Annotated in this window: 21 protein-coding genes; 9 read left to right on the plus strand and 12 right to left on the minus strand. The window is 66.0% G+C overall.

Translation table 11 applies throughout. The features are described from left to right. Positions 1 to 36 precede the first annotated feature (36 nt). Genes APAU_RS00440 through APAU_RS13430 form a run of 3 tightly spaced genes read right to left on the minus strand, consistent with a single transcriptional unit; the run spans position 37 to position 3,199 of the window. Positions 37 to 2,184, minus strand: coding sequence for a PEP/pyruvate-binding domain-containing protein (locus APAU_RS00440; protein WP_006299667.1), 2,148 nt, complete (start codon positions 2,182 to 2,184; stop codon positions 37 to 39). Then, complete coding sequence (locus APAU_RS00445; protein ID WP_006299668.1) at positions 2,181 to 2,636, minus strand: pyridoxamine 5'-phosphate oxidase family protein; 456 nt, start codon at positions 2,634 to 2,636, stop codon at positions 2,181 to 2,183. Before APAU_RS00445 ends, APAU_RS00440 begins: the two co-directional genes overlap by 4 nt. Next, positions 2,633 to 3,199 (minus strand): DsbA family oxidoreductase, encoded by a 567-nt coding sequence (locus tag APAU_RS13430; RefSeq protein WP_006299669.1) that lies wholly within the window; start codon positions 3,197 to 3,199, stop codon positions 2,633 to 2,635. Before APAU_RS13430 ends, APAU_RS00445 begins: the two co-directional genes overlap by 4 nt. Positions 3,200 to 3,361: 162 nt before the next feature. Between APAU_RS13430 and APAU_RS00455 the strand changes: the two genes are divergently transcribed. Continuing rightward, complete coding sequence (locus APAU_RS00455) at positions 3,362 to 4,834, plus strand: potassium/proton antiporter (RefSeq protein ID WP_006299670.1); 1,473 nt, start codon at positions 3,362 to 3,364, stop codon at positions 4,832 to 4,834. 465 nt (positions 4,835 to 5,299) lie between these two features. Here the strand turns inward: APAU_RS00455 and APAU_RS00465 are convergent, their stop codons facing one another. The 9 genes from APAU_RS00465 to APAU_RS00505 all read right to left on the minus strand — a co-directional run bounded on the left by APAU_RS00465 (position 5,300) and on the right by APAU_RS00505 (position 10,882). Continuing rightward, positions 5,300 to 5,527: a hypothetical protein gene (locus APAU_RS00465; RefSeq protein ID WP_006299671.1), complete on the minus strand. Its 228-nt coding sequence runs from the start codon at positions 5,525 to 5,527 to the stop codon at positions 5,300 to 5,302. 152 nt (positions 5,528 to 5,679) lie between these two features. Further along, positions 5,680 to 6,510, minus strand: a complete 831-nt coding sequence (locus APAU_RS00470) for a macro domain-containing protein (protein ID WP_006299673.1) — start codon at positions 6,508 to 6,510, stop codon at positions 5,680 to 5,682. Beyond that, the gene (locus APAU_RS12330; RefSeq protein WP_006299674.1) at positions 6,507 to 6,797 is read right to left on the minus strand and encodes a (2Fe-2S)-binding protein; all 291 of its coding nucleotides are present in this window, start codon (positions 6,795 to 6,797) and stop codon (positions 6,507 to 6,509) included. The genes APAU_RS00470 and APAU_RS12330 overlap by 4 nt, the downstream gene beginning before the upstream one ends. A gap of 60 nt (positions 6,798 to 6,857) precedes the next feature. Further along, complete coding sequence (locus APAU_RS00480) at positions 6,858 to 7,541, minus strand: aromatic aminobenezylarsenical efflux permease ArsG family transporter (RefSeq protein ID WP_006299675.1); 684 nt, start codon at positions 7,539 to 7,541, stop codon at positions 6,858 to 6,860. Beyond that, positions 7,541 to 8,032 carry a nitrophenyl compound nitroreductase subunit ArsF family protein gene (locus tag APAU_RS00485; RefSeq protein ID WP_006299676.1) on the minus strand — a complete coding sequence of 164 codons (492 nt, stop codon included), beginning with the start codon at positions 8,030 to 8,032 and terminating at the stop codon, positions 7,541 to 7,543. Before APAU_RS00485 ends, APAU_RS00480 begins: the two co-directional genes overlap by 1 nt. After that, complete coding sequence (locus tag APAU_RS00490; RefSeq protein WP_006299677.1) at positions 8,032 to 9,012, minus strand: cation diffusion facilitator family transporter; 981 nt, start codon at positions 9,010 to 9,012, stop codon at positions 8,032 to 8,034. Before APAU_RS00490 ends, APAU_RS00485 begins: the two co-directional genes overlap by 1 nt. 22 nt (positions 9,013 to 9,034) lie before the next feature. Continuing rightward, complete coding sequence (locus tag APAU_RS00495; RefSeq protein WP_006299678.1) at positions 9,035 to 10,195, minus strand: permease; 1,161 nt, start codon at positions 10,193 to 10,195, stop codon at positions 9,035 to 9,037. 94 nt (positions 10,196 to 10,289) lie between these two features. After that, entirely contained in the window at positions 10,290 to 10,523 is a 234-nt protein-coding gene (locus APAU_RS00500) for a thioredoxin family protein (RefSeq protein WP_006299679.1), read from the minus strand. Beyond that, positions 10,520 to 10,882: an ArsR/SmtB family transcription factor gene (locus APAU_RS00505; protein ID WP_006299680.1), complete on the minus strand. Its 363-nt coding sequence runs from the start codon at positions 10,880 to 10,882 to the stop codon at positions 10,520 to 10,522. Before APAU_RS00505 ends, APAU_RS00500 begins: the two co-directional genes overlap by 4 nt. 149 nt (positions 10,883 to 11,031) lie before the next feature. Here APAU_RS00505 and APAU_RS00510 point away from each other — a divergent pair, with 149 nt between their 5' ends. The 8 genes from APAU_RS00510 (at position 11,032) to APAU_RS00545 (ending at position 23,823) form a co-directional block, all read left to right on the plus strand. After that, entirely contained in the window at positions 11,032 to 11,481 is a 450-nt protein-coding gene (locus APAU_RS00510; RefSeq protein ID WP_006299681.1) for an arsenate reductase ArsC, read from the plus strand. A gap of 101 nt (positions 11,482 to 11,582) precedes the next feature. Then, a complete protein-coding gene (locus APAU_RS00515; RefSeq protein ID WP_006299682.1) occupies positions 11,583 to 12,014 on the plus strand; it encodes a MarR family winged helix-turn-helix transcriptional regulator in 432 nt (143 codons plus the stop codon). Beyond that, the gene (gene kynU / locus APAU_RS00520; RefSeq protein ID WP_006299683.1) at positions 12,011 to 13,285 is read left to right on the plus strand and encodes a kynureninase; all 1,275 of its coding nucleotides are present in this window, start codon (positions 12,011 to 12,013) and stop codon (positions 13,283 to 13,285) included. The genes APAU_RS00515 and kynU overlap by 4 nt, the downstream gene beginning before the upstream one ends. Positions 13,286 to 13,963: 678 nt before the next feature. Next, positions 13,964 to 14,437, plus strand: a complete 474-nt coding sequence (gene brxF, locus APAU_RS00525; RefSeq protein ID WP_006299684.1) for a BREX-3 system P-loop-containing protein BrxF — start codon at positions 13,964 to 13,966, stop codon at positions 14,435 to 14,437. Positions 14,438 to 14,471: 34 nt separating this feature from the next. Beyond that, the gene (locus APAU_RS00530; protein ID WP_006299685.1) at positions 14,472 to 18,203 is read left to right on the plus strand and encodes a DUF6079 family protein; all 3,732 of its coding nucleotides are present in this window, start codon (positions 14,472 to 14,474) and stop codon (positions 18,201 to 18,203) included. Positions 18,204 to 18,212: 9 nt separating this feature from the next. Then, positions 18,213 to 19,886, plus strand: coding sequence for an ATP-binding protein (locus APAU_RS00535; RefSeq protein ID WP_006299686.1), 1,674 nt, complete (start codon positions 18,213 to 18,215; stop codon positions 19,884 to 19,886). Between the two features lie 77 nt (positions 19,887 to 19,963). After that, positions 19,964 to 22,696 (plus strand): DNA methyltransferase, encoded by a 2,733-nt coding sequence (locus tag APAU_RS00540; protein WP_050792441.1) that lies wholly within the window; start codon positions 19,964 to 19,966, stop codon positions 22,694 to 22,696. Positions 22,697 to 22,788: 92 nt separating this feature from the next. Next, a complete protein-coding gene (locus APAU_RS00545) occupies positions 22,789 to 23,823 on the plus strand; it encodes an IS5 family transposase (protein WP_006299687.1) in 1,035 nt (344 codons plus the stop codon). Positions 23,824 to 24,171: the final 348 nt, after the last annotated feature.

The following is a 24,171-nucleotide window of genomic DNA, read 5'->3' on the forward strand; positions in this document are numbered from 1 at the left end:
GGACGCTTGGGTCGCGGTTTTCTCGAAAGCCCGCCCCTAGCGCACCTCCTGGCGCACCACCAGCCCCAGGTACCCGTCCACCCAGAGGGGTTCCCCGGTGCGGAGCCGCTCCGTGGCCCCCTCCACCCCGGTGACGCAGGGGAGGCCGTACTCCCGGGCCACGATGGCCCCGTGGATCAGCATGCCCCCCCGGCGCTCCACCACCGCCGAGGCCAGGGGCACCACGAAGGTCATGGAGGGGTCCACCGCGTCGCACACCAGCACCTCCCCGGGCTGGAAGTCCAGGCAGTCCTCCCGGGAGCGCACCACCCGGGCGGGTCCCTGGGCCACCCCGGGTCCCGCGGGCTGTCCCGTGAGCTGCCTGGGGGTTCCCGCCTCCGGGGAGCCCGGCGCGGGAGAGCCGCTGGCCAGGCCGAAGCGCAGGTCCACCGGTTCCGGCAGCTCCCGGGGGGTCGCCCCCAGCCGGGTCGCCGTCTCCAGAGGGGGCAAGAGAGGATCCCCCAGGCGACGGCGCCCCTCCTGGAGGGCCGCCGCCGCCCCGGAGAGGACCCGTTCCAGGATCAGGTTGTCGTCGTCCCGAAGCCGCCAGCTCGCCCGGGCCAGGTCCAGCAGCTCCGCGGCGAAGTCCCCTTCCGCCTCCCCGAAGCCCCCTCGGTAGGCCGCCTCCAGGGTCTCCCGGTCCCTCCCGGCCTCCCGGGTTCCCAGGGGGGTGCGGGCCAGAAGGGACTCCAGGCCCCGTCTCGCCTCGGGGCCTTCCAGGCCCAGCTCTGCCCCCAGGGAGGCCTCCAGGGTCTCCAGCAGGTCCCCCAGCCGCCGGTCCTCCGGGGTGGGGCCCTTCGGGTCCCGCCCCTGCTGCACCAGGGCGGCGGCCTCCAGGAACAGGCCGTTGCGCCGTCCCGTCTCCGTGGGTTCCCCCTGCAGGAGCCCCAGGAACAGGTACGGGTCCTCCGGGCGGAGCCGGTCGTTGACCATCTGGAGGAAGAGCCGCACCCCGTGGGCGAAGGGGATGCAGGCGTCCCGGTAGGCCCGGGTCCAGAGCCGCCCCGCCTCCTCCCGCCGGAGGATCTCCTCCCCCAGGTCCCGGTCCGCCAGGTCCACGGGGTCCCGCTCCCGGAAGGCCGCCCCGTCCCGGCCCATCCCCGGAAGGATCTCCTCCTCCAGGGTTCGCCTCAGGGCCTTCAGGTTCTCGAAGCTCCGGGTGAGGGAGCGGTACCAGCTCCTCTTGTCCTCCCCCTGCGCCAGGGTGGTGATGGGCCGGGACTGGAGGACCCAGAGGTCCGGGCCCCGAAAGGTCCACTCCACGTCCTGGGGAGGCCCGAACCGCCCCTCCGCCCGCATCGCCAGGCCGTGGATCCGCCCCAGGTCCCCCGCCTCCAGGGGCGGGGCGTCCCGGAGAAGCGGGTCCAGGGGCACCAGCCCCACCCCTCCGGGGGCGGGGCCCACCCGGTGCTCCCGCATAGCGGGCCGGTGTTCCCGCACCGCCCCGGTGCGCCGGTCCAAGAGCCATCGGTCCGGTTCCACCGATCCGTCCACCAGCCCCTGGTTGAGCCCCCACACCGCTTCCACCACGGAGCGGGAGGGATCCGTGGGGTCCTGCCCGAAGGCCACCCCGGACCGGTCTCCCTCCACCATCTCCTGCACCACCGCCCCCATGGCGCTGCGCCGGGGGTCCAGCCCCAGCTCCCGCCGGTACATCAGGGCCCCGTCGGACCACAGGGAGGCCCAGACCTTCCGCAGGGCTTCCAGGGTCTCTTCGGGCCCCCGGACCATGAGGAAGGTCTCGTGGAGCCCCGCGAAGGACGAGGCTCCCCCGTCCTCCCCGGGGGCGGAGGAGCGCACCGCCCGGGGGGCTTCCCCCAGGGGCTCCAGCCCCCGGATCAGGTCCTCCCGCAGCCCCGTCGGCCAGGGCGCCCGAAGGAAGAGGCTTCGGATCCGCAGGGACGCGTCCCACAGCTCCTCCCAACGCAGGGATTCCAGGGGGCGGCGGGTCAGCTCCATGCGGATCCGGGCCCCCAGGCCGGTGCGGCGGAGAAACTCCCGGTAGGCGGACGCCGTCACCGCCGCTCCTCGGGGTACCCGTTCCCCCGTCTCCCCGAGCCGCGCCAGGGCCAGGGCCTTGCCCCCCACCTCCGGGGCCAGGTCCGCCGTCACCGACTCCAGGGGGACGATCCAGGGGGTCCTCATGCCAGGTCCTCCGGCGCGAAGACCGTGACGTGCTGGAACCGGGTGACCAGCAGCAGCCGCCGTACCGCAAGCTCCACCAGGGCGCACCCCGGGGAGGCGGTGAACCCCTCCAGCAGGGGGTGCCGGGCCAGCAGGACCCTCCGGGCCCCCTCCCGGTCCGGGGCCTCCCGGGCCTCTCCCAGGACGGTCAGGGCCGCCCCGTCCCCCAAGTCCTCCGGGGAGGCGGGCCGGTCGTCCACCAGCAGGGCCCCCCGGCCCGTGCGGATCAGGTTGCCGAACTTCCGGGTCCCCCGGGGGGTGGCGAACACCAGCACCCCCAGCCCCTCCCGAGGGGCGAACCCCACCAGACTGGCATAGGGCCCCTCCGGGTCCTCCGTGGCCAGGACGGCGAAGCGCTGGGTCTGGAGAAGCTGCCGGACCCGGGGGATCCCCTCCAGCGGGGGGGGCCTCACGGCAGGAGCCTCGGGAAGGCCTCCCGGAACTCCGGGAAGGTCAGGGTGGTGGACCCCGCCAGGAGGAGCCGGCCTCCCCGCAGGAAGGAGGGTACCACCTCCAGGTGCAGCTCCTCCTCCGCCCGCCGGTCGTTGGCGACCAGGGTCGGCAGATGGGTGCCCCGATCCAGGGCCTCCCCCAGACCCACCCGTTCCATCCCCGCCTCCTCCGCCAGGCGCAGCAGGGTCTTTCGGTCCCCCAGGTCCCGCCCCTCCGCGAAGAAGCCTCGGAAGAGCCGTTCCACCAGGGCGTCGGCCCGCCCCGAGGGCTTGGCGTGTTCCACCGCCTGGAGGGCCTCCCGGGTGTGGGGGGTGAAGGCCAGGTCCGCGAAGGGCCGGTCCACGGGTTCCCCCATCCCCCGCAGCCGATCCAGCCCCCTCCAGGGGCGGCGCGTCCCCCCGGGGGGCGTCTCGGGGGCGATCTCCCAGGGAACCCACTCCACCTCCAGGGGGGTTCCTTCCCTCATCCGGGTCAGATACCCCTGGGCCAGATAGCAGTAGGGGCAGCAGAAGTCGAAGTACACCTGCAGCGGTTCCAGCGCAATCCCCTCCTTCGGCGGTTCGTCTGGAGGCCATTGTAGCGCTGCGTAGCGGGTTCCGGGTGAAGCTTCGTCTGCTATGCTGGAGGGGCTTCCTCCGGGGCGGTTCGGATCGATTCCGGAGAGGAAGCCGCAGGAGGTGCCGCCATGGCCAACGGGACCCTCTTTCTGCTGGTGGGGCTGCTGCTGGGGGTCAGCGTCTTCGGCAGCAAGATGTCCGGCCGGTTCGGTTTCCCCGCCCTTCTGATCTTCCTGGGGGTGGGCATGCTGGCGGGATCCGACGGTCTCGGGGGGATCTCCTTCGACGACCCCCACCTGGCCCAGCGGGTGGGCAGCTTCTCCCTGGTGTTCATCCTCTTCGCCGGGGCTCTGGACACGCGCTGGAAGGAGGTGCGCCCGGTGTTGGGGCCGGGGGTCCTTCTCGCCACCCTGGGGGTGTTCCTCACCGCCCTCCTGGTGGGCGGGTTCGCCTTCCTCTTTCTGGGGTTCGCGCCCCTGGAGGGATTGCTGCTGGGGGCCATCGTCTCCTCCACCGACGCGGCGGCGGTGTTCTCGGTGCTCCGGTCCCGGGGGGTGGGGCTCCGCGGGGGTCTGAAACCCCTGCTGGAGCTGGAGTCGGGGAGCAACGACCCCATGGCGGCCTTTCTCACCGCCGCCCTGGTGTCTCTTCTGGGGGCGGAGACGCTCTCCTGGCCCCGCTTCGCCCTCTGGGCCCTGGGGCAGATGCCCCTGGGAGCCCTGGCGGGGTTCCTCCTGGGGCGGGCGGCCCTGGTGATCCTCAACCGGGTGCGCCTGGACCACGAGGGGCTCTACCCCGTCCTCACCTCCAGCCTGGCCCTGGTCACCTTCGGGGCGGCGGAATCCCTGGGGGGCAACGGGTTCCTGGGGGTCTACGTCATGGGGCTGGTGCTGGGGAACGGACGCTTCCTCCACGAGCGGAGCCTGACCCGGTTCCACGACGGCCTGGGGTGGCTCATGCAGATCGTCATGTTCCTCATCCTGGGGCTTCTGGTCTTCCCCTCCCGCCTCCCCGCCGTGGCCCCCCAGGGGCTCCTCCTGACGGGGTTCCTCCTCTTCGTCGCCCGCCCCGCGGCGGTGTTCGCCTGCCTGGTCCGGGGGGCCTGGGGGTTTCGGGAGAAGGTCCTGCTCAGCTGGGCGGGGCTCCGGGGGGCGGTGCCCATCGTCCTGGCCACCTTCCCCTTCACCGCCGGTCACCCCCGGTCCGACCTGATCTTCCACCTGGTCTTCTTCGTGGTGCTCCTCTCGGTGTTCCTTCAGGGCAGCACCCTCATGCCCCTGGCCCGAAGGCTGGGGCTGGACGAACCCTCGGAGCCCCGTCCCCGGTACCCCCTGGAGCTGGACCGGACGGGACACAGCAGCGACGAGACCCGGGAGATCGAGGTGGTCCCGGGTTCCCGGGCGGAGGGGCGGCGGGTGGCGGAGCTGGGCCTTCCCCGGGAGGTCCTGATCCTCCTGGTGCGCCGGGGGGAGAGCTTCCTGGTCCCCCGGGGGGACACGGCCCTGCGGGCGGGGGACGCCCTCCTGGTGCTGGCGGACCCGGCGGTCCTGGACCGGGTGGAGGAGGGGCTGACGGAAGCGGAGGAGGATCCTCCGACCTAGCCGGTCCCCCGGGGAAGGGGGGACGGGAAGACCACCGGAACTCCGGGAAGGTCCGGGCCGTGGACCCCGCCAGGAGGAGTCGCCCTCCCCGCAGGAGGGGGGCACCCCCTCCAGGTGCAGCTCCTTCTGCCGCCGGTCGTTGGCGCCCAGGGGCGGCAGGTAGGCGCCCCGGTCCAGGGCCTTTCCCAGGCCCACCCGTTCCCCCCCGCTTCCTCCACCAGGCGCAGCAGGGTCTCCCGGTCCCGCCCCTCCGCGAAGAAGCCTCGAAAGAGCCGTTCCACGGGTTGCTCCATCCCCCGCAGCCCATCCGGCCCCCCACAGGGGCGGCGCGTCCCCCCGGATGCTTCCGCCCCTAAGGGGAAGCCTGGGGTAGGTTCGAGGAAGGACGCACCGGGGATGCAGATCGTCCGGGATGCCAGGACGGACACGCCGCAGGGCCCCGGAGAGGATCCGGAACCTCTTCCTCTACTCCAGGGGTTCCAGGCGAAAACGCAATCGCCCCTGTCCCTCCACGAAGCAGAGCCAGTCTCCCTCCGGGGTGGGCTTCGTCTTGTCCATCCACTCCCGCACCTCCCGGTGGAGGTACCCCGTAAGCTCCGGGTGATCCACCAGGGGGAAGGGGGTGTAGTCCCCGGGGTCCTCCTCGCTTCCACCCGGCGTTCCCAGGAGGCCCGACGGGCCTCGATAGGCCATTCATCACCCCACGATGTTTACGGCCATCTTCAGTCGGAAGGCCCGATCGTGCTGGGCCACCTGGTCCAGCCAGTATTGGGCGCTCATGCGGATGCCCTGGCGCGAAGGTCCGCTCATCCTGTCACCTCCGTTCTCTCGGGGATGGGTTGTCCCTAGCCGGCGCCGCAGCCCCCGAATCCCGGGGCCAGGTGCCGCAGGGTAGTGTCGTAGGTCCGAAGGGCCTCCCGCAGGTTCACCGAACAGGGTTCCCCCGTAGCGGTGCCGCAGGCGCAATCCTCGCTCCGATGAAGTTCCTCCAGTCCCAGGAGGGAGGCCGCTGCTTCGGGGGTTCGGGCACCCTGGAGCAGGGCCCGCATCACGTCGCGCTTTCGGATCCCCTTGAGGCCGCACACCACCGCGTCCTTCGGCAGAAGGCTCCAATCCGGCTCACGCCCCGCCAGTCGGTCCAGGGCCATGCGCCAGACTCCTCGAACCGGGAGATCCGCCGAGAAAGCCACCCGATCCATGGCGGGATAGCGCAAGCCCAGACCCTCCGCCACGGTTCGGACGGTGATCCCCGCTACCTGTCCCGGAGGAAGTCCCGGCCAGAAAGCCCCGAAGTCCCGTACCAGGACCCGGGGAAGGTTGCGTTCCATGCACACGTCCAGGGCGGCGGCCACGCTTCTTCGGAGGGTTTCCGCCTCCAGCCGCTCCGTCTCGTCCACCGCCACCGCCAACACCAGGAACTTGGCCCTCAGGTTCCCGGTCCGCACGGGAAGGGCCGTTCCCGGGTCCCCCAGACCGTAGAGCAGGGACTGGATCTCCGGCATGGGGCCTGCCGCGTCCCGAAGGGCCGCGAGTTCTCCCCGGTCCAGGTCGTAGTCCCGGTTCACCGGCACCACCAGGGCGTCGGCGTCGCTGCATCGCAGGATCTCCTCCGACAGCCCCAGGGCGACCGCGCCCACAGAGGCCAGGGAGAGAAAGGACTCCGCCGCAGGGGTCATCCGCAGCAGCTTCCCCCGCCGCAGGAGCAGCCCCGGCGCATCTGGGCCACTGCGGGGACGTATACGTCCAGGATTTCCTGAAGGTCCGGGCGGCAGCAGCGTCCCCGGGGGTTCCTGGCGGCGCATTCGTCCCCTTGGCCTGCCCCGGTGGCCTCCATCAGGGCATCCAGGGTCTCCGCCCCTCCGGCGATGGCCCGCACCAGGGTCCGCTTGTCCACCCCTGCGCAGCCGCACACCACCGTGTCCTGGGGTGCCTGAAGCCAGTTGGTCTTGGTTCGTTCGTCCATGGGAATCTTCCTCCTCGGCCTTTCCGGCCATGAAATAGGGAATGGATGCGGGGCTTGTGTTCAGCCCCCGAGGGTTTTTGCCATCAGGTAGCATCCGGCCCCCAGGAAGATCCCGGCGGTGAGGCGTCGTCCCCAGACCTCCAGGGAGCGCAGGCGGGCAAAGCGGGACGCGACTCCGGCGGTTCCCGCCGCCAGGGCCACTCCGGAGGCGGCCACGGGCAGGGCGGACCCCACCCCGAAAGCAGCGCACACCCCCAGGGGCAGGGCGCTGCCCGCCGACAGGGGCAGTAGGCTGCCGAAGAACAGGGCGGCGGAGATGGGGCAGAAGGTGAGGGCCAGCAGCACCCCAAGGCCGAAGGCCCCGGCGGAACCCCGGCCCAGGAGGCGGTTGCCTGCCTCGGATGCCCCGGGGATGCCCGGGGAGGGCAGGGGCACCAGCCCCAGCATGGCCAACCCCAGCAGCACCAGCAAGGGTCCTGCCACGAAGGGCATGGTCCGTTGGAGGAGCCAGGAGACCCGCCAGACCTTCAGAACCCCCAGGGAGAGGATCCACCCCAGGGCCGCGTAGGCCAGGCTGCGCCCCAGGGTGTACCACAGGGCCCGGGACAGGGCCTCCCGGGGGGCGTCGGCCTTCCGGGCGATGAGCCCCAGGGCCGCCAGGTTCGACGCCAGGGGGCAGGGGCTCAGGGAGCAGAGCACCCCGAACCATCCTCCCAGGAGCAGGGGGCCCGCCTCGGGGCCCATCAGAGATTCAGCATCCTTCCCGTCTCCTGCCCCACGTAGCGGCGGAAGGATTCGGGGTCTCGAAGGTGTTGCCAGACGTCCTGGAGGGTCTTCCAGTCCTTCCTGGTGCCCTTCTCGAACCGGGCCACCACCAGGGAGATGGAGGTGAGGCGGTAGTCCTCGATGTAGTGCTGGTGCTCCGGGGCCTCGGCGTTCACGGACCGGAACACCAGCTTGCCCGAGGCCAGTTCCTTGGGGAAGAGGGCCTTCAGGGTCTCCCGGGTCTGCTCCTCCAGGGTCACGCAGCTGGGGCAGCGGGCGGAGCCGTGGAAGACCGTGGCCACCACCCCGGTGCCCCCCTTGGGGAGGGCAACGTCGGCGGCCTCCGCCGGGGCGGAGACGAGCTCCTGGGGAGGGGCGACGGGGGTGTCGGAGCGGGCGAAGACCCACCCCACCAGGGGAACCAGGGCCAGCAGAAGGGCCAGGGGGAGCCATCGGGGTGTTTGGAGCATCAGGGGTGAACCTCCTCATGATGCGGGTCGTGATGGGCATGAATAGCGTCCATGCCGGAACAGCGGCCCGAGGCGCAGCGGGAGAACTCCAGCTGCAGGGTCACGTGGGCGACCCCGAACTCCTCCCGGAGGATCTCCGAAAGCTCGCCCAGCACCCGGTCGGTGCGGTTCCGGGCTCCTTCCGCCAGGGTCACGTGGGCCTCCAGGAACACCTCCGCCCCGTCGGTGGTCCACAGGTGCAGGTGGTGCAGGTCTCGCACGTCCGGGTGTGCCTGGGCCCGGGCCAGGAGTTCCTCCACCGCCACCCCTTCCGGGGTGCCCTGCATCAGGATGTGCACCGATTCCCGCAGCAGGGGCACGCACTCCCACAGGACGTAGAGGGACACCGCCAGGGTGAGCAGCGGGTCCAGCCAGGTCCACCGGAAGGCCATCACCAGCAGGGCCGCCGCGATGACCCCCAGGGAGGAGAGGCTGTCCATCACCACGTGCAGGTAGGCGGAGCGCACGTTGAGACTCCCCTTGGCGTCCCGGTGGAGCAGCCAGGCGGTGAGGATGTTGCCCCCCAGGCCCACGCAGGCCACCGCCAGCATGATGCCCCCGGCGATGGGTTCGGGATGGAGGAACTTGCGCACCCCCTCCACCATCAGGAAGAGTCCCACTCCCATCAGGGCCACCGTGTTCATCAGGGAGGCCAGCACCTCCGCCCGGCGGAAGCCGAAGGAATGGGCGGGGGTACGCTCCCGCCGGGCGATGCGCGCCGCCATCCAGCTGATCCCCAGGGAGGAGGCGTCGGAGAGGTTGTGCACCGCGTCGGACAGCAGGGCCAGGCTGTTGGACGCCAGCCCCCCCACCACCTCCGCGGCGGTGATGACCAGGTTCAGGACCAAGGAGAAGGCCAGACGCCCCTCCGGGGCTCCGGAGCCGTGGACGTGGTGTCCGTGGCTGTGGTCTTCGGAAGCGGGATGGTGGTGATGGGCCATGGCTCCCTGTCTCCCTTCCGGCCTAAAAGGCCCCGTAGAGCATCCCCGCAGCGGTGGAGAGGGCCACCACGAGGGAGACGAAGGCCCCGGTCTTGCGGGTGCCCAGGATGGAGCGGATCACCAGCATGTTGGGCAGGGAGAGGGCGGGTCCCGCCAGAAGCAGCGCCAGGGCGGGGCCCTTGCCCATCCCCGCCCCCAGGAGGCCCTGGAGGATGGGTACCTCCGTGAGGGTGGCGAAGTACATCAGGGCTCCCAGGAAGGCTGCGAAGAAGTTGGCCGCCAGGGAGTTCCCCCCCACCAGGGCAGCCACCCAGGCGCTGGGGACCAGGGCCTCGTGCCCCGGGCGACCCAGCAGCAGCCCCGCCGCCAGCACCCCGCCGAAGAGCAGGGGCAGCACCTGGAGGGCGTACTCCCAGGTGGAGCCGAACCACTCCTTCCGCTCCTCCCGGGAGAACCAGGTCAGGGCGGAGGCTGCCGTGGCCAGCAGGGCCAGCCCCGCCACGATCCACTTGGCCCGATAGACCGCCGCCCAGAACCCCAGGGGCACCTTGGGGGCCGCCCAGTTGGCGAACACCAGGAAGAGCACCATGAAGGCCATGAAGGAGGCGGTCTTCCACAGGGGGCGGGTTGCCTCAGGCACCGGCAGGTCCGCGAAGGCCTGTTGCCTCTGGGCCTCCTCGTGACGGAACAGAAACGCCATGGCCAGGCCGATGAGGACGCTGAAGGAAATCGCCCCCACCGCTCGGGCCAGGCCCATCTCGAAGCCCAGCACCCGGGCGGTGAGGATGATGGCCAGCACGTTGATGGCCGGTCCGGAGTAGAGGAACGCCGAGGCGGGGCCCAGCCCGGCACCGCGCTTGTAGATCCCCGCGAAGAGGGGCAGCACGGTGCAGGAGCACACCGCCAGGACGGTTCCCGACACCGCCGCCACCGTATAGGCCACCGCCCGGTTGGCCTGGGCCCCCAGGTAGCGCAGTACCGACTGCTGGGACACGAACACCGTGATGGCCCCGGCGATGAAGAACGCCGGCACCAAACAGAGGAGCACGTGATCTCGGGCATATTCGTGGAGCATCGCCAGGGCCTCCGCCGCCGCCCCCTGGACCCGGGGCGCGTCGGCGGGGAGGAAGTAGAAGGCCAGAAAGGCCGCCAGGATGTACAGGAACTTCTTCTTGTCGCTCATGGGGTCGCTTCCTTTCCATCGCAGGACGTTTGGTGGCCTTGGGGCCACGAACCGTCCCCGAAAAAGGCCCCCGAATGGCCGGGGGCCGGCTTTTCTAGCCCTGAATCAGCTTCTGGATGTCCTCGCTGGAGGGCACCTTGCCCGACGCCACCACCTTGCCGTCCACCACCAGCCCGGGGGTGATCATCACGCCGTAGTCCAGGATCCGGTCCATGTCCTTCACGTGCTCGATGGTCGCCTCGATGCCCAGGGCCGCCACCGCCGCCCGGGCGTTCTCCTCCAGCTTGGTGCACTTGGCGCAGCCCATGCCCAACACTTCGATCTTCAAGATTCCTTCCTCCTTTGGGGTTCTTCCTTCGGTAGGGAGCAGGCGCATCCCCCGGGATCCGAAGCGGGGTCCGCGAACCGGTTCACGCAGCGCAGCATGGAGAGGACGCAGCTCAGCTTGAGGGAGTAGAGGATCCGGGTCCCCTCCCGGCGGTCCTCCACGATCCCCGCCTCCCGCAGCACCGCCAGGTGCTTGCTGCTGGTGGTGCGGTCGCAGGGGGACAGATCCGCCAGCTCGCAGGCGCACCGCTCCCCCCCCTCCAGAGCCAGCACCATGCGCAGGCGCACCGGATGGGCCAGGGCCTTCAGGAGGTCCGTGCAGGTGTCCAGATCCAGGTGGGGCTCGTGGGGTTCCGTCATGGCCGATCCTCCTTCATGCTATGTGGCAAAAATACCACACTACGTGGGGTTGTCAATCCCCAGGCGTTTCCAAGCTGTAACGTTTTCATCTTGACGTCCCCCCCGGGACCCGGTAGGTTCGGGGCACTTGGGGCCAGGGAGGGATGGGCATGGAGCGGACTCGGGTTTTGTTCCTGTGCGGGAGGAATACGGCGCGAAGCCAGATGGCGGAGGCCTTTCTGAACCATCTGGGCGGGGACCGGTTCGAGGGGGAGAGCGCGGGGCTGGAGGCGGGAGAGGCACTGCACCCCCTGGCGGTACGGGTCATGGCGGAGGTGGGGATCGATATGGCCGCCCAGAGGCCCAAGCGGGCCTTCGACCTCTTCCAGGAGGGGCGACTCTACGACACGGTAGTGGCGGTGTGCGACGCCGCCGTGGCGGACCGATGTCCCGTGTACCCCGGGGTGACCCGGCGGCTTTCCTGGCCCTTCCCGGACCCCGCCGCGACGGAGGGTACGGAGGAGGAGCGCCTGGAGCAGGTGCGGCGCATCCGGGACCAGATCCGATCCGCCGTGGAGAAACTGGTGGCTTCGGAAAGCGGCGCGGATCCGGAGAACTGAGTCTGTTCGGAGTGGACCGGGGCCTTCGGGCCCCGTTTTTTCGGGGAATATGCTTGCACGTGCAACTAATTTTCCCTATGCTGGTTCCGGGGGGGATGGACATGGACGGATGGACACCCGGGCGGAGGATCTCCACCCTCTACCGGCGCTGCCAGCGTCACCTGGACCGGCGCTTCGAGGCGGAGGGGATCCCGGCGGGGCACGGCCTGTACCTGTATCTGGTGGAGCTGTCCCGGGGGGACGGGGTGACCCAGGTGGAGCTGGCCCAGAGGCTGGCCCTGGACCCCGCCTCGGTGACCCGCTCCCTGAAGCGCCTGGAGGAGCAGGGATGGGTGGAGCGCTGCCCCGGGGAGGACGGGCGGCAGCGTCGGGTTTCCCTGACCCCGGGGGGGCGGGCGATCCTGCCCCGGATCCGGGAAATCTTGAAGGAGTGGGACGATCTGGCGGCCCGGGGGTTGACCCGGGAGGAGAAGACCGCCCTGGAGGCCCTGCTGGGCCGCATGGCGACGAACCTGGAGGAGGGGTACCCATGAGCGGACGGGGCATGGAAGAGGCGCGGCGACGGGACGGGGGGGACCCCCTGGCCCGGTTCCGGGGGCGGTTCCACATCCCCCCGGGGACCCTGTACATGGACGGCAACTCCCTGGGGCTGGCGTCGGAGGACGCCCTGGCCTCCCTGGAGCGGGCGGCGGCCTCCTGGCGGGATCTGGGGATCCGGGGCTGGCTGGAGGCGAAGCCCGACTGGTTCACCTACGGGGAGCGCCTGGGGGCCAAGATGGCCCCGTTGGTGGGGGCCTTCCCCGACGAGGTGGTGCTGGTGGGGTCCACCACCGCCAACCTCCACTCCCTGGCAGCCACCTTCTACCGCCCCCAGGGAACCCGTCGGCGGATCCTGGCGGATGAACTGAACTTCCCCTCGGACCTCTACGCCCTGGCCAGCCAGGTGCGCCTCCACGGGGGGGACCCGGAGCGGGACCTGATCCTGGCCCGAAGTGCCGATGGCCGCACCCTGGACGAGGAGGCTCTCATCGCCCTCATGGACGACACGGTGGCCCTGGCGGTGTTCCCCTCGGTGCTCTACCGCAGCGGCCAGCTCCTGGACCTGCGGCGGCTTGCCGAGGCGGCCCACCGGCGGGGCATCGTCATCGGTTTCGACTGCGCCCACTCCGCAGGGGCGGTGCCCCATCGGCTCCATGACGACGACGCGGACTTCGCCTTCTGGTGCACCTACAAGCACCTCAACGGGGGCCCCGGGTCCCCGGCGGGGCTGTTCCTGCACCGGCGGCACTTCGGCAGGGAGCCCGGGCTGGCGGGGTGGTTCGGCACCGTGAAGGAGCGGCAGTTCGACCTGGCGGTGGACTTCGAACACCAGCCCAGCGCCGGGGGCTGGCAGATGGGCACCCCCTGCATCCTCTCCGCCGCCGCCCTGGACGGGGCCCTGGACCTCTTCGCCGAGGCGGGGATGGAATCGGTGCGGGCCAAGTCCCTGGAGCTTACCGGGTTCCTGCTGGACCAGGCGGAAGCCCGGCTGACCCCCCTGGGGTTCCGGGCGGGCACCCCCCGGGAACCGGAGCGCCGGGGCGGACATGTGGCCCTGGAGCACCCGGAGGGCTGGCGGATCTGCTGCGCCCTCAAGGCCCGGGGCATCGTGCCGGACTTCCGTCCCCCCCAGGTGGTGCGTCTGGCCCCGGTGGCCCTGTACACCACCTTCGAGGAGGTGGAGCGCACCGTGGCGGCGCTGGAGGAAATCGTCCGAAACCGGAAATACGAGGCTTTCTCGGCAGCCCGGGCGGCGGTGTCGTAGGGGTTTCGTGCGTCGATCCCTCAGCCGTCCATCCCGCTCCCTTTCCCCCTGCGGGGAAAATTCCATCTGACGGCCTTCGAACGGCTGGGCCAGCTCGGAGCCATCCTAACGACGATCGTTTTTGGGGGAACCGCCGCAACCCTGGCGCTCCACGGCGCCAAAGGAGTAGCGATCATCCTGGCGGGATCCCCCTGGCGTCGATGATCCTGGCCTTTCTTGAGCAACGGCACATCTCACGCAAGAAGCAGGACTAACCTAGGCCGCCCCCCTCGGGGCGGCCTTTTTCAAGCCGATCCCCTCCTGTTGTTCCCTGCCTTCCGAATCCGCAAAGACGTCTTCCAGTGTTCGCAGGGCTTTCCCTTTCGATCCTCTCGTGGTTCCTTAAGCAAGGAAATGTTGCCTTGTATGGGAATCGTATTAGGGAACCGAGAGCGATTCATGATGAAACTCCATGTATGTGGTATACCTGGTGAGGTTGCCTTGCTCCTGCCCTGATGTCCGGCAGTTTACGTCCTTGCTCGCAGGTGGTCTTTGAGGCTTGAAACGGGTGTGGTGGTTTCCAGGTCAAGAGTGCGGGAGTGGTAGGTTGCATATGAGGGGTCCCGAAAAGCGGACCATGGGCTAAGCTAAGGGCGGAATTGGCGGTCACGAGCCTGGCTCAAAAGGAGGTCGCGCAAGGTGGAACCGCTTGCGGATAGAGTCATACGAGGAATCAGCCAGGCTGCCGGGCGGTACTACCGGCTTGTCGTGCTGGTGGCCCCGGCTGGTGCGGGCAAGACCGCGGCACTCCAGGATGTCCACGAACGCACTGCGGTTCCTCTGATCAACGTCAATCTCGAACTTTCCCGACGTATGCTCGACCTCACGGAGCGGCAGCGGACATTGCTGTTGCCCCGCCTCCTCGCAGAGATTGTGGGCACATTCGCTTCCGATGTGGTTTTTCTGGACAACATCGAGGTTCTCTTCGATGTCTCGCTCAAGCAGGACCCGTTGCGGCTCCTGCAGGGACTCTCCCGGAACAGAACCGTGGTTGCGGCCTGGAGCGGCTCCGTCGACGGAGAGCACATGGTTTATGCGACGCCGGACCACCCCGAGCATAAACGATATCCCTTGCGGGATTTTCTGGTCGTGAACCCGGAGGCCGTTGCATGAGGGCAAGGAGCGAAAGCGCAGGAGGGCAGAAACGATGAAATACGGAGACTTGATCCAGTTCGAGCCTATCGAGTCCGTGGTCCAGCTGCGGGATGCCGACGAGGCCACCGTTGCCCGACAGCTTGTCCAGACCTACGTAATCTCCTCGGAAATGGCCGAGAAGTTGGTCAGCCTGGTCGTCCCTCAGCTTCAGTTCGACCAGCCCATGGATAACAAAGGGTTACTGGTCGTGGGCAACTACGGCACCGGAAAATCGCACCTCATGTCCGTGATCTCCGCCCTGGCTGAAAACGGCGACCTCGTGGCGCACCTGAACGATAAGAGCGTGGCAAGCGCCGTGAGCGGGATCAGCGGGCGCTTCAAGGTGATCCGGGCGGAACTGGAAGCGACCACAATGCCTCTGCGCGATTTTGTGTGCCAACAGCTTGAGGAGCACCTCGCCACATGGGGAATCTCGTTTTCGTTCCCACCACAAGAACAACTTTTGAGCCATAAGCGAGCCTTTGAAGAGATGATGTCTGCGTTTCACCAAGAGTACCCCGATTATGGATTGCTTGTTGTGGTAGACGAATTGCTTGACTATTTGAGAACCCGAGACGACCACCAGATTATTCTGGATCTCAATTTTCTCCGTATTTTGGGTGAAGTATGCAAGGACTTGCGATTTCGTTTTATGGCGGGTGTCCAAGAGGCGGTTTTTGAATCAGGGCGTTTTCAGTTTGTTGCAGACACGCTCCGCCGGGTGAAGGACCGCTTCGAGCAGATCCTCATCGCCCGCAAGGACGTCAAGTTCGTGGTGGCCGAGCGTCTGCTCAAAAAGACCGTCGACCAGCAGGCGAAAATCCAGGGGTACCTGGCTCCTTTTGCCAAGTTTTATGGCCGGATGAACGAGCGCATGGACGAATTCGTGCGCCTCTTTCCCGTTCACCCCGACTACATCGACACCTTCGAACGGATCACCGCAGTGGAAAAACGCGAGGTACTCAAGACCCTGTCCCTGTCCATGAAGCGGCTCCTGGACCAGAACGTGCCAGAAGACCGGCCTGGAGTCATCGCCTATGACAGCTACTGGGCCAGCCTGCGCGAGGACTCGTCCTTCCGCACCGTTCCGGACATCAAGTCGGTCATTGATTGCAGCATGGTGCTGGAGTCGCGCATCCAGCAGGCCTTCACCCGTCCTGTCTACACCCCGCTGGCGACCCGACTCATCCACGCACTCTCGGTCCACCGGCTTACGACGGGCGATATCTACGCTCCTTTGGGTGCGACGGCGGAGGAGCTGCGCGACGGATTGTGTCTCTTCCAACCGGGTATCGAGGAACTAGGCGGAGATCCGGCCGATGACCTGCTTTCTCAGGTGGAGACCGTCCTGCGGGAAATCCACAAGACGGTGAGCGGGCAGTTCATTTCGTCCAATCCGGATAACCGCCAGTATTACCTGGACCTCAAGAAGACCGACGACTTCGACGCGCTGATCGAGAAGCGGGCCGAGAGCCTCGATCCTTCGCAACTCGACCGCTACTACTACGAAGCGCTCCGGCGAGTCATGGAGTGCACGGATCAGACCTACGTCACGGGCTACAAGATCTGGCAGCACGAGCTTGAATGGCTGGAGCGCAAGGCCGCGCGACAGGGATACCTTTTCTTCGGTGCCCCCAACGAGCGCTCCACCGCGGTGCCGCCGCGAGACTTCTACCTCTATTTCCTCCAGCCCTTTGACGCGCCGCATTTCAAGGACGAGAAAAAACCCGAAGAGCTGTTCCTGCGCCTGGTGAACATGGATGAGGGATTTCGCGTCGCCCTTCGAAACTACGCCGCCGCCCTGGACCTTGCATCCACCTCGTCGGGTCATGCCAAGTCCGCCTACGAATCCAAGGCATCGAATTCCCTGCGCGATCTCGTCCAGTGGCTCCAAAAGAACATGACCACGGCTTTTGGGGCCACCTATCAGGGAAGGACCAAAGGGCTGACCGAATGGGTCGCCAAGGGGAAAACGATCCGAGAGCTATCTGGCATCCAATCCCATGAACGAATCAACTTCCGCGATTTGGTGAACACCATCGCGGGTGTTTGCCTTGACGTACAGTTCCGGGATCAGGCTCCCGAATACCCGTTCTTCTCGGTGCTCATCACGGGAGCGAACCGACCCCAGGCTGCGCAGGACGCCCTGCGTGCCATCGCCGGACAGAGTCGCACCAAACAGGCCACGGCGGTGCTGGATGCCCTGGAGCTTCTCGACGGGGAGCGCCTGGATCCCTCCCGGTCCAGATACGCTCAATACATCCTTGAAGTTGCCCAAAAAAAGGGGCCCGGACAGGTCGTCAACCGAGCCGAGCTGATCCAAGACGTTCTTGGCGTGGAATACCTGGCACCGCAACGGTTGCGCCTCGAACCCGAATGGGTCGTGGTGGTGCTGGCAGCACTGGTCTACGCCGGCGAGGTGGTCCTCTCCGTCCCGGGCAGGAAGTTCGATGCCACGGATCTGGCGCAACTGGCCGGGACGGGCATCGACGAACTGACCCAGTTCAAGCACATCGAACGGCCCAAGGATTGGAACCTCCCGGCACTCAAGGCGCTTTTCGAACTGCTCGACCTCATACCGGGCATGGCGCAACTGGTTACCCAGGGCAAGGACGAACCGGTTCAGGCGCTGCAGAAGGCCGTCACCAACGCCGTCGAGCGGCTGGTGCTGGTGCAGCGGAGCATGCAGACCGGATTGTTCTTCTGGGGCCGCAGCCTGCTGGGTGAAGAGGAGGTCAAGAAGCTCCGCGCGAAACTGGACGAGACCAAGGTCTTTCTCGAATCCCTTCAGGTCTACACCACCACCGGTAAGCTCAAGAACTTTCGCTACGATGTCTCGGAAGTGACCGCACAACGGAACGGACTCGAATCCCTTGCCGAAATCAGGTCGCTTGAGGAACTGGTGGGGGATCTCGGCTCGATGGCCTCGTACCTCTTCACCGCCGAGGCCGTCCTGCCCGCCGGACATGAATGGATCGACAAGATGAGGGCTACGCGGGGCGAAATCCTCGACCAGATCGGGGACCCGGCCAAGCGGAGCGCTGCGGCATTCCGCCAGCAGACGAAGGCAAAGCTCGGCGACCTCAAGAGGGCCTACCGGCAGGCCTACCTTTCCCTGCACGCCAAAGCGCGTCTCGGGGTGAACGAGGACAAGCGCAAGGCTCGGCTCGCGGTTGACGAGCGGCTTAAGAACCTGCAGAAACTCTCCACCATCGACCTGATGCCCCGTCAGCACCTCTCGGATTTCCAGAGCCGGCTTGCCGAATTGAAGAGCTGCTTTGTGCTCACGGAACAGGAACTGGAGGCGTCGCCGGTCTGCCCGCATTGCAACTTCAAGCCGGGCGCGGAACCGCCCACGGTCCCTGCTTCGGCGACGCTGGATGCCCTGGACGGGGAGCTCGACAAGCTCGTGGAGGATTGGACCCGGACGCTGCTTGCCAACCTCGATGATCCCGCCACCAGGGAGAACCTGAGCCTGCTCAAGCCTGAGCCGCGCGTGCTGGTGGACGGCTTCATCAAAAAGCGGGCCCTGCCGGACGACCTGGATCCGCATTTTCTCCACGCCCTGCAGGAAGTGCTTTCCGGCCTCACCAAGGTCTCGGTCAAGACCGCGGACCTGCGCAACGCCCTGCTCTTGGGCGGCTCCCCGGCCACCCCGACGGAGATGAGGAAGCGGTTCGAGGAATACCTGGACGGGTTGGTCAAAGGCCAAGAACCCGGCAAGGTAAGAATCGTGCTGGAGTAGGGATTTCCCATGGACAGGAGCGAACACGAAATCAAGACGATCCTGGATCGGGGAGAGACCCTGATAACCGAGTTTAAAAGCGACACCAAGAGGTTGCCGGATCGCGATCTTGTGGCGGCGGTGGTGGCCATGGCCAATACCGAAGGTGGACTGATTCTTTTGGGAGTCGAGGATGACGGAAGCGTTACGGGCGTTCAGCCCAGTCATCGAGATACCACGGGACTCAAGGCGCTGATCGCCAACCGCACCAGCCCATCGGTAGCCATCTCCACGGAAATCATCGAGCGGGACGAGACGAGGATTCTCGCCATCACCGTGCCGAAGTCTCGTTCCATCGTGTCAACCACGGACGGACTCGTGGTGCGTCGCCGCCTCATGGCTTCCGGCAGCCCCGAGGCCGTGCCCTTTTACCCTCACGAGTTTATCCAGCGCCAGGCCAGCTTGGGGTTGGTTGATCCCTCGGCCATGCCTCTGGTGTCCCTCAGCGCCGAAGACCTGAACCCCCTTGAACGACAACGCATACGCGAAGCCATCCGCCGCTACGGCGGTGATACGACGCTCCTGCCTTTGGCCGACGAAGAACTGGACGGGGCATTGGGGCTTGTGACGGTCGTGGAGGGGGTTCGCCGCCCGACCGTTGCGGGGTTGCTCCTTCTGGGGCACGAAGAAACGATCCGTCGGCATATTCCCGCCCACGAAGTCGCCTTTCAGGTCCTGGAGGGGACAGGGGTCCACGTCAACGAGTTCTTCCGCAAACCCCTTCTGCAAACCTTCGAGGAAGTGGAGCTGCGTTTCAAGGCCCGGGTTGTGGAACAGGAAATCCAAGTCGGCCTTTTTCGGGTACCCATCCCCAACTATGACCGCCGGGCCTTTCGGGAAGGGTTCGTCAATGCGCTGGTCCATCGGGACTATGCGCGATTGGGTGCCGTGCACGTGCGGCTGGATGACGACGGTCTCGCCATTGTCAGTCCGGGAGGGTTCATCGAAGGCGTGACCCTGCACAATCTGCTGGTGGCACCGCCGCGCTCCCGGAATCCTATCCTGGTCGATGTGGTCAAAAGAATCGGCCTGGCCGAACGCACCGGACGAGGCATCGACCGGATTTATGAAGGGATGCTGCGTTATGGCCGACCGGAGCCGGACTACTCCATGTCGGACGCTTTTTCCGTGGCGTTGTGCATGTCTCGCGCCGATGGGGATCCCTCTTTTCTTGAGATGGTCCTTGCCTATGAGTCGCGCACCAATGGGTCGATGCCCCTCGATAGCTTGATCATCCTTTCCCGGTTGCATCAGGAACGCCGCCTCACCACAGCCGATTTGGCCGCAAGCACCCAGAAACCGGAATCCTCGACGCGCGCTACCCTTGAAAAGCTGTTGGAGGCCGGGATGATCGAAGCGCAGGGCACGGGGCGCGGACGATCCTATATGCTTGGTGCCAAGGTTTACAAGAAAACCGGTCAGAAGGCAGCCTATGTCCGACAGGCCGGTTTCGATTCCCTCCAGCAGGAGCAGATGGTGCTGGCCTACATCGGGAAACATGGTTCCATCAAACGGGGCGAGGCGATGGAGTTGTGCCGGTTGACGGGTCCCCAGGCCTACTACCTGCTTCATCGTCTCGCCCAACAAGGGAAGATCCGCAAGCAGGGGGAAAGGCGCCATGCGCTCTATACACGAGAACCATAAGCTATGCATATGTGTTATCGTTGCTTTGCACGAGTGTATGGCGAGTGCATCGAAATCCCGGGAATGAAGGGGAAGTCATGAAGAACGATCCCAACAACCAGAGCGATCTCTTTCAAACGTCCCCATCCGCGAGCGATTCGGGATCTGTGGAATGCCTGGGCATGACGTTTCCCAGCGATGAGGCGCGGCGAAAGCACTTCCTTGCCCTTCTGCGGGAGAAACTCCAGGAACCGGAGTTCCGAAAGGGCGAAGGATTCCCCATCGGCTCGGACGAGGACATCCTGGCGCTGTCCGATCCGCCCTACTACACCGCCTGCCCGAACCCCTGGATTGCCGACTTCGTCAGCCACTACGGCAAGCCCTACGACCCGAGCACGCCCTACCGCCGGGAGCCCTTCGCCGTGGATGTGAGCGAGGGAAAGACGGACCCCATCTACAAGGCCCATTCGTACCACACGAAGGTGCCCCATCTGGCGATCATGCCGTCCATTCTGCACTACACCGAACCGGGGGATGTGGTTTTGGACGGGTTTTGCGGTTCGGGCATGACGGGGGTGGCCGCGCAGATGTGCAGCCACCGGGGGGTGGTCGAATCGCTGGGCTACCGGGTGGACGACGACGGAACCATCCTGCGGCGGGAGGCTGCCGAAAACGGCGAGGCGGACTGGAAACCCGTTTCGAAGCTTGGTTCACGCAGAGTCGTGCTGAACGACCTGTCCCCCGCCGCGACGTTCATCGCCGCCAACTACACCCTGCCCTTTGACGTCCGGGAGTTCGCCCGCGCGGGAAGACGGATCCTCGATGAAGTGGAAAGCGAAATCGGATGGATGTACCGGACGCTCCGGACCGATGAAAAAGGGGCGACCGGCGAATCGCCGGAAACCTGGGCCAAAGCGCTCGATGCCTGCCGGACGACGGAAGAAATCCGTTTCCTTCTCGCTTCTCGGCCCTCGGCGTTCGGCACCGTCGAGTACACCGTCTGGAGCGAGGTGTTCACCTGTCCCGACTGCTCGGGGGAAGTGGTTTTCCTGGACGAAGCCCTCGACGACGAGACCAAGCGCGTCCGGGAAACCTTTCCGTGCCCCCACTGCGGGAGCGAATTGACCAAGAAGCGCCTGGAGCGTTGTGTGGAAACGCGCCTCGATCCTCAATCCCATACAACCATTCGCACCCCGAAACGGCGGCCGTCGCTGATCTCGTATGGGATGGGGAAAAAGCGACATGAAAAGGTCCCGGATGCATTCGACCTGAAGGTTCTCAAGAAGATTGAAGAACTGCCTTTCCCGCAGGAATTGCCTACCGACCGGATGATGCACGCCCCGGAAGACGAAGAGAATTGGGGGGATAAATGGCGTGCGGGCACCGCTTCCTTCACCCACGTCCATCATCTGTTCCTGCCCCGGGCCGCCCACGCATTAGCCCTGCTTTGGCGCAAGGCCATTGCGCATCCCGACGCGAGAATGCGGAATATGTTGCTGTTCTTTGTGGAGCAGGCGATATGGACAACATCCGTGCTTAATAGATACCAACCGCAAGGATATAAGCAGGTTAACAAATATTTGCCGGGGGTATATTACTTACCCTCTCAAAATTGTGAATTATCGCCGTGGTATGCGATAGCTGCTCGTGGGGAGCGAATTGCCAAGACGTTCACAAACTTCTCCTCGATGCAGGGAAATACTGGGATTTCTACGAACACAGCAACTTGTCTTAGAGTGCCGGATGAAGGAATCGACTACATCTTCACTGACCCACCTTTCGGAGATAATCTGGCCTACGGAGAATTGAATTTCCTCGTCGAATCCTTCCATCGATGCTTCACCAACATGGAGCAGGAAGCCATCGTCAGCCCCCACCAGAAAAAGGGGCTTTCCGAATACCAGGGACTCATGCGCCGATGCTTTGCGGAGTATTGTCGTGTGCTGAAACCGGGACGATGGATGACCGTGGTGTTTCACAACTCCCGTAACGCGGTCTGGACCGCCATTCAGGAGTCTCTGCAAGTTGCCGGATTCGTCGTCGCCGACGTCCGGGTCCTGGATAAGCAACAAGGCTCGTTCAACCAGGCTGTCGCAACAGGTTCGGTCAAGCAGGATCTCGTCATTTCCGCCTACAAACCCAACGGGGGGCTGGAAGACCGATTCAAGCTGGAGGCGGGGACGGAGAACGGGGTCTGGGACTTCGTCCGCACCCATCTGCGCCAACTGCCGGTGTTTGTATCCCGGGACGGTCTGGCCGAAGTGGTTGCCGAACGCCAGAATTACCTGCTCTTCGACCGCATGGTGGCCTTCCACGTCCAGCGCGGCGTCACCGTGCCCCTGTCCGCGGCGGAGTTCTATGCCGGGCTGCCCCAGCGCTTTTCTGAGCGGGACCGCATGTACTTTCTTCCCGAGCAGACCGCCGAGTACGACAAAAAGCGGCTGACCGTCCGGGAGGTCTTGCAGCTCCAGTTTTTCGTCATCGACGAGTCTTCGGCCATCCAGTGGCTCCGGCAGCAGCTTCTGAACAAGCCCCAGACCTTCCAGGAACTCCATCCGCAGTTCCTCAAAGAGATCGGCGGCTGGCAAAAGCACGAGAAGCCGTTGGAGCTCTCCGAGCTGCTGGAACAAAACTTTCTTCGCTATGACGGCAAGGGAGAGGTGCCAAACTCGATCCATGGCTACCTCTCGTCGAATTTCAAAGAGCTTCGCAACCTCCCCAAGGACGACGAGAACCTCCGCACCAAGGCCAAGGACCGTTGGTATGTGCCCGACCCCAACAAGGCCAGAGATCTGGAGGGCGCCTCTAGAAATCCGACCATCTGCGACTGAAGGAGCCCCATCAAGGGTAGTACACTGAACCAATCGGGAGTCTCCCGGGAGAAGAAACACCGAAGCCCACCAGGAGAGGTGGTCCTGAGAAGATGCGCCAGGGGAAACTGTTCTTCGAAGAGATGGCCTATCAGCGACTGGACAAGGGTAAGGATCCCTTGGTGACCCTTGCGGAGACGGTGGACTGGCGTATTTTCGAAGAACCCCTTCGGGCCTTCCGGGAGAGCCTGCGGACCACCGACTCCCCTGCGGGTCGCAAACCCTTCGACCCCCTGTTGATGTTCAAGATCCTGGTGCTCCAGTCCTTGTACAACCTGTCGGACGACGCCATGGAATACCAGATTCGAGACCGCCTCTCCTTCCAGCGCTTCTGCGATCTTTCCCTGGAGGACCGGGTCCCCGACGCCAAGACGCTGTGGCTGTTTCGGGAACAGTTGACCCAAGCGGGTCTGGTGGAACTCCTCTTCGCCCGGTTCGATGAAGCCCTTCGCCAGATGGGGTTGGAGGCCCGGAAGGGACAGATCGTGGATGCCTCCCTGGTCAGCGTCCCCATCCAGAGAAACAGCCGGGAGGAGAACCGACAGATTCGGGAAGGCAACCCACCCCAGGAATGGAGCGAAGCCAAGTCTCGCCAGAAGGACACCGAAGCGAGATGGACTGTGAAGAACGGCAAGAGCACCTTCGGGTACAAGAACCACATCGAGGCGGACGTCTCCTGCAAACTCATTCGGCGTTATGCCGTCACCCCCGCCTCGGTGCACGACAGCCAGGTTTTCAAGGAATTGCTGGATCCCGGGAACACCAGCAAAGACGTCTGGGCAGATGCGGCCTACCGTTCCGCTTCCCACCTGGAGTACCTGCGCCAGGAGGGGTACCGGGAGCACATCCAGAGGAAGGGGACCTCGGGGCACCCCCTGACCGGATGGGAGAAACAGGGCAACCGCACCCGATCTCGAACCCGCAGCCGGGTGGAACACATCTTTGCGGCCCAGAAACAGCAGGCGGGGACCCTTCTGCTGCGCAGCATCGGCCTGGCCCGAGCAAAGGCCCGCATCGGCCTTCGCAACCTGATCTACAACCTCCAGCGCTTCACCTACTTGGTGACGCAGGTCTACGTATGGGCCTGAGGGGCAAGAGTGGCCCCTGATCCCTGGGAAAAGCCCTCCAGGGGGAGAGCCGAGCCCCAGCAGAGCCTACATGGGGGTGCACCCCGTCTGTTGCACGCAAAAGCGGTTCGAAAAACGGGTTTTGTAGAGGTTCCCTGGAGAAGCTCCGGGAACGGTCGCTGCTCCGGGAGTTCGACGCGTACAAGTCCCCCGGCACGAAGAAGCTCAGGCAGTTCCGCCACGAGGCGGTTCGGGCGGGATTCAAGAAAGCCTGGCAGGAACGCGATTACGCCGTCATCGTCGCCGTGGCCGGCAAGATTCCCGAGAGCGTCCTCCAGGAAGACCCCAAGCTCCTCATGTGGTACGACC

Origin of the sequence: Aminomonas paucivorans DSM 12260 (genome assembly GCF_000165795.1) — a bacterium.
Lineage (GTDB): Bacteria > Synergistota > Synergistia > Synergistales > Synergistaceae > Aminomonas > Aminomonas paucivorans.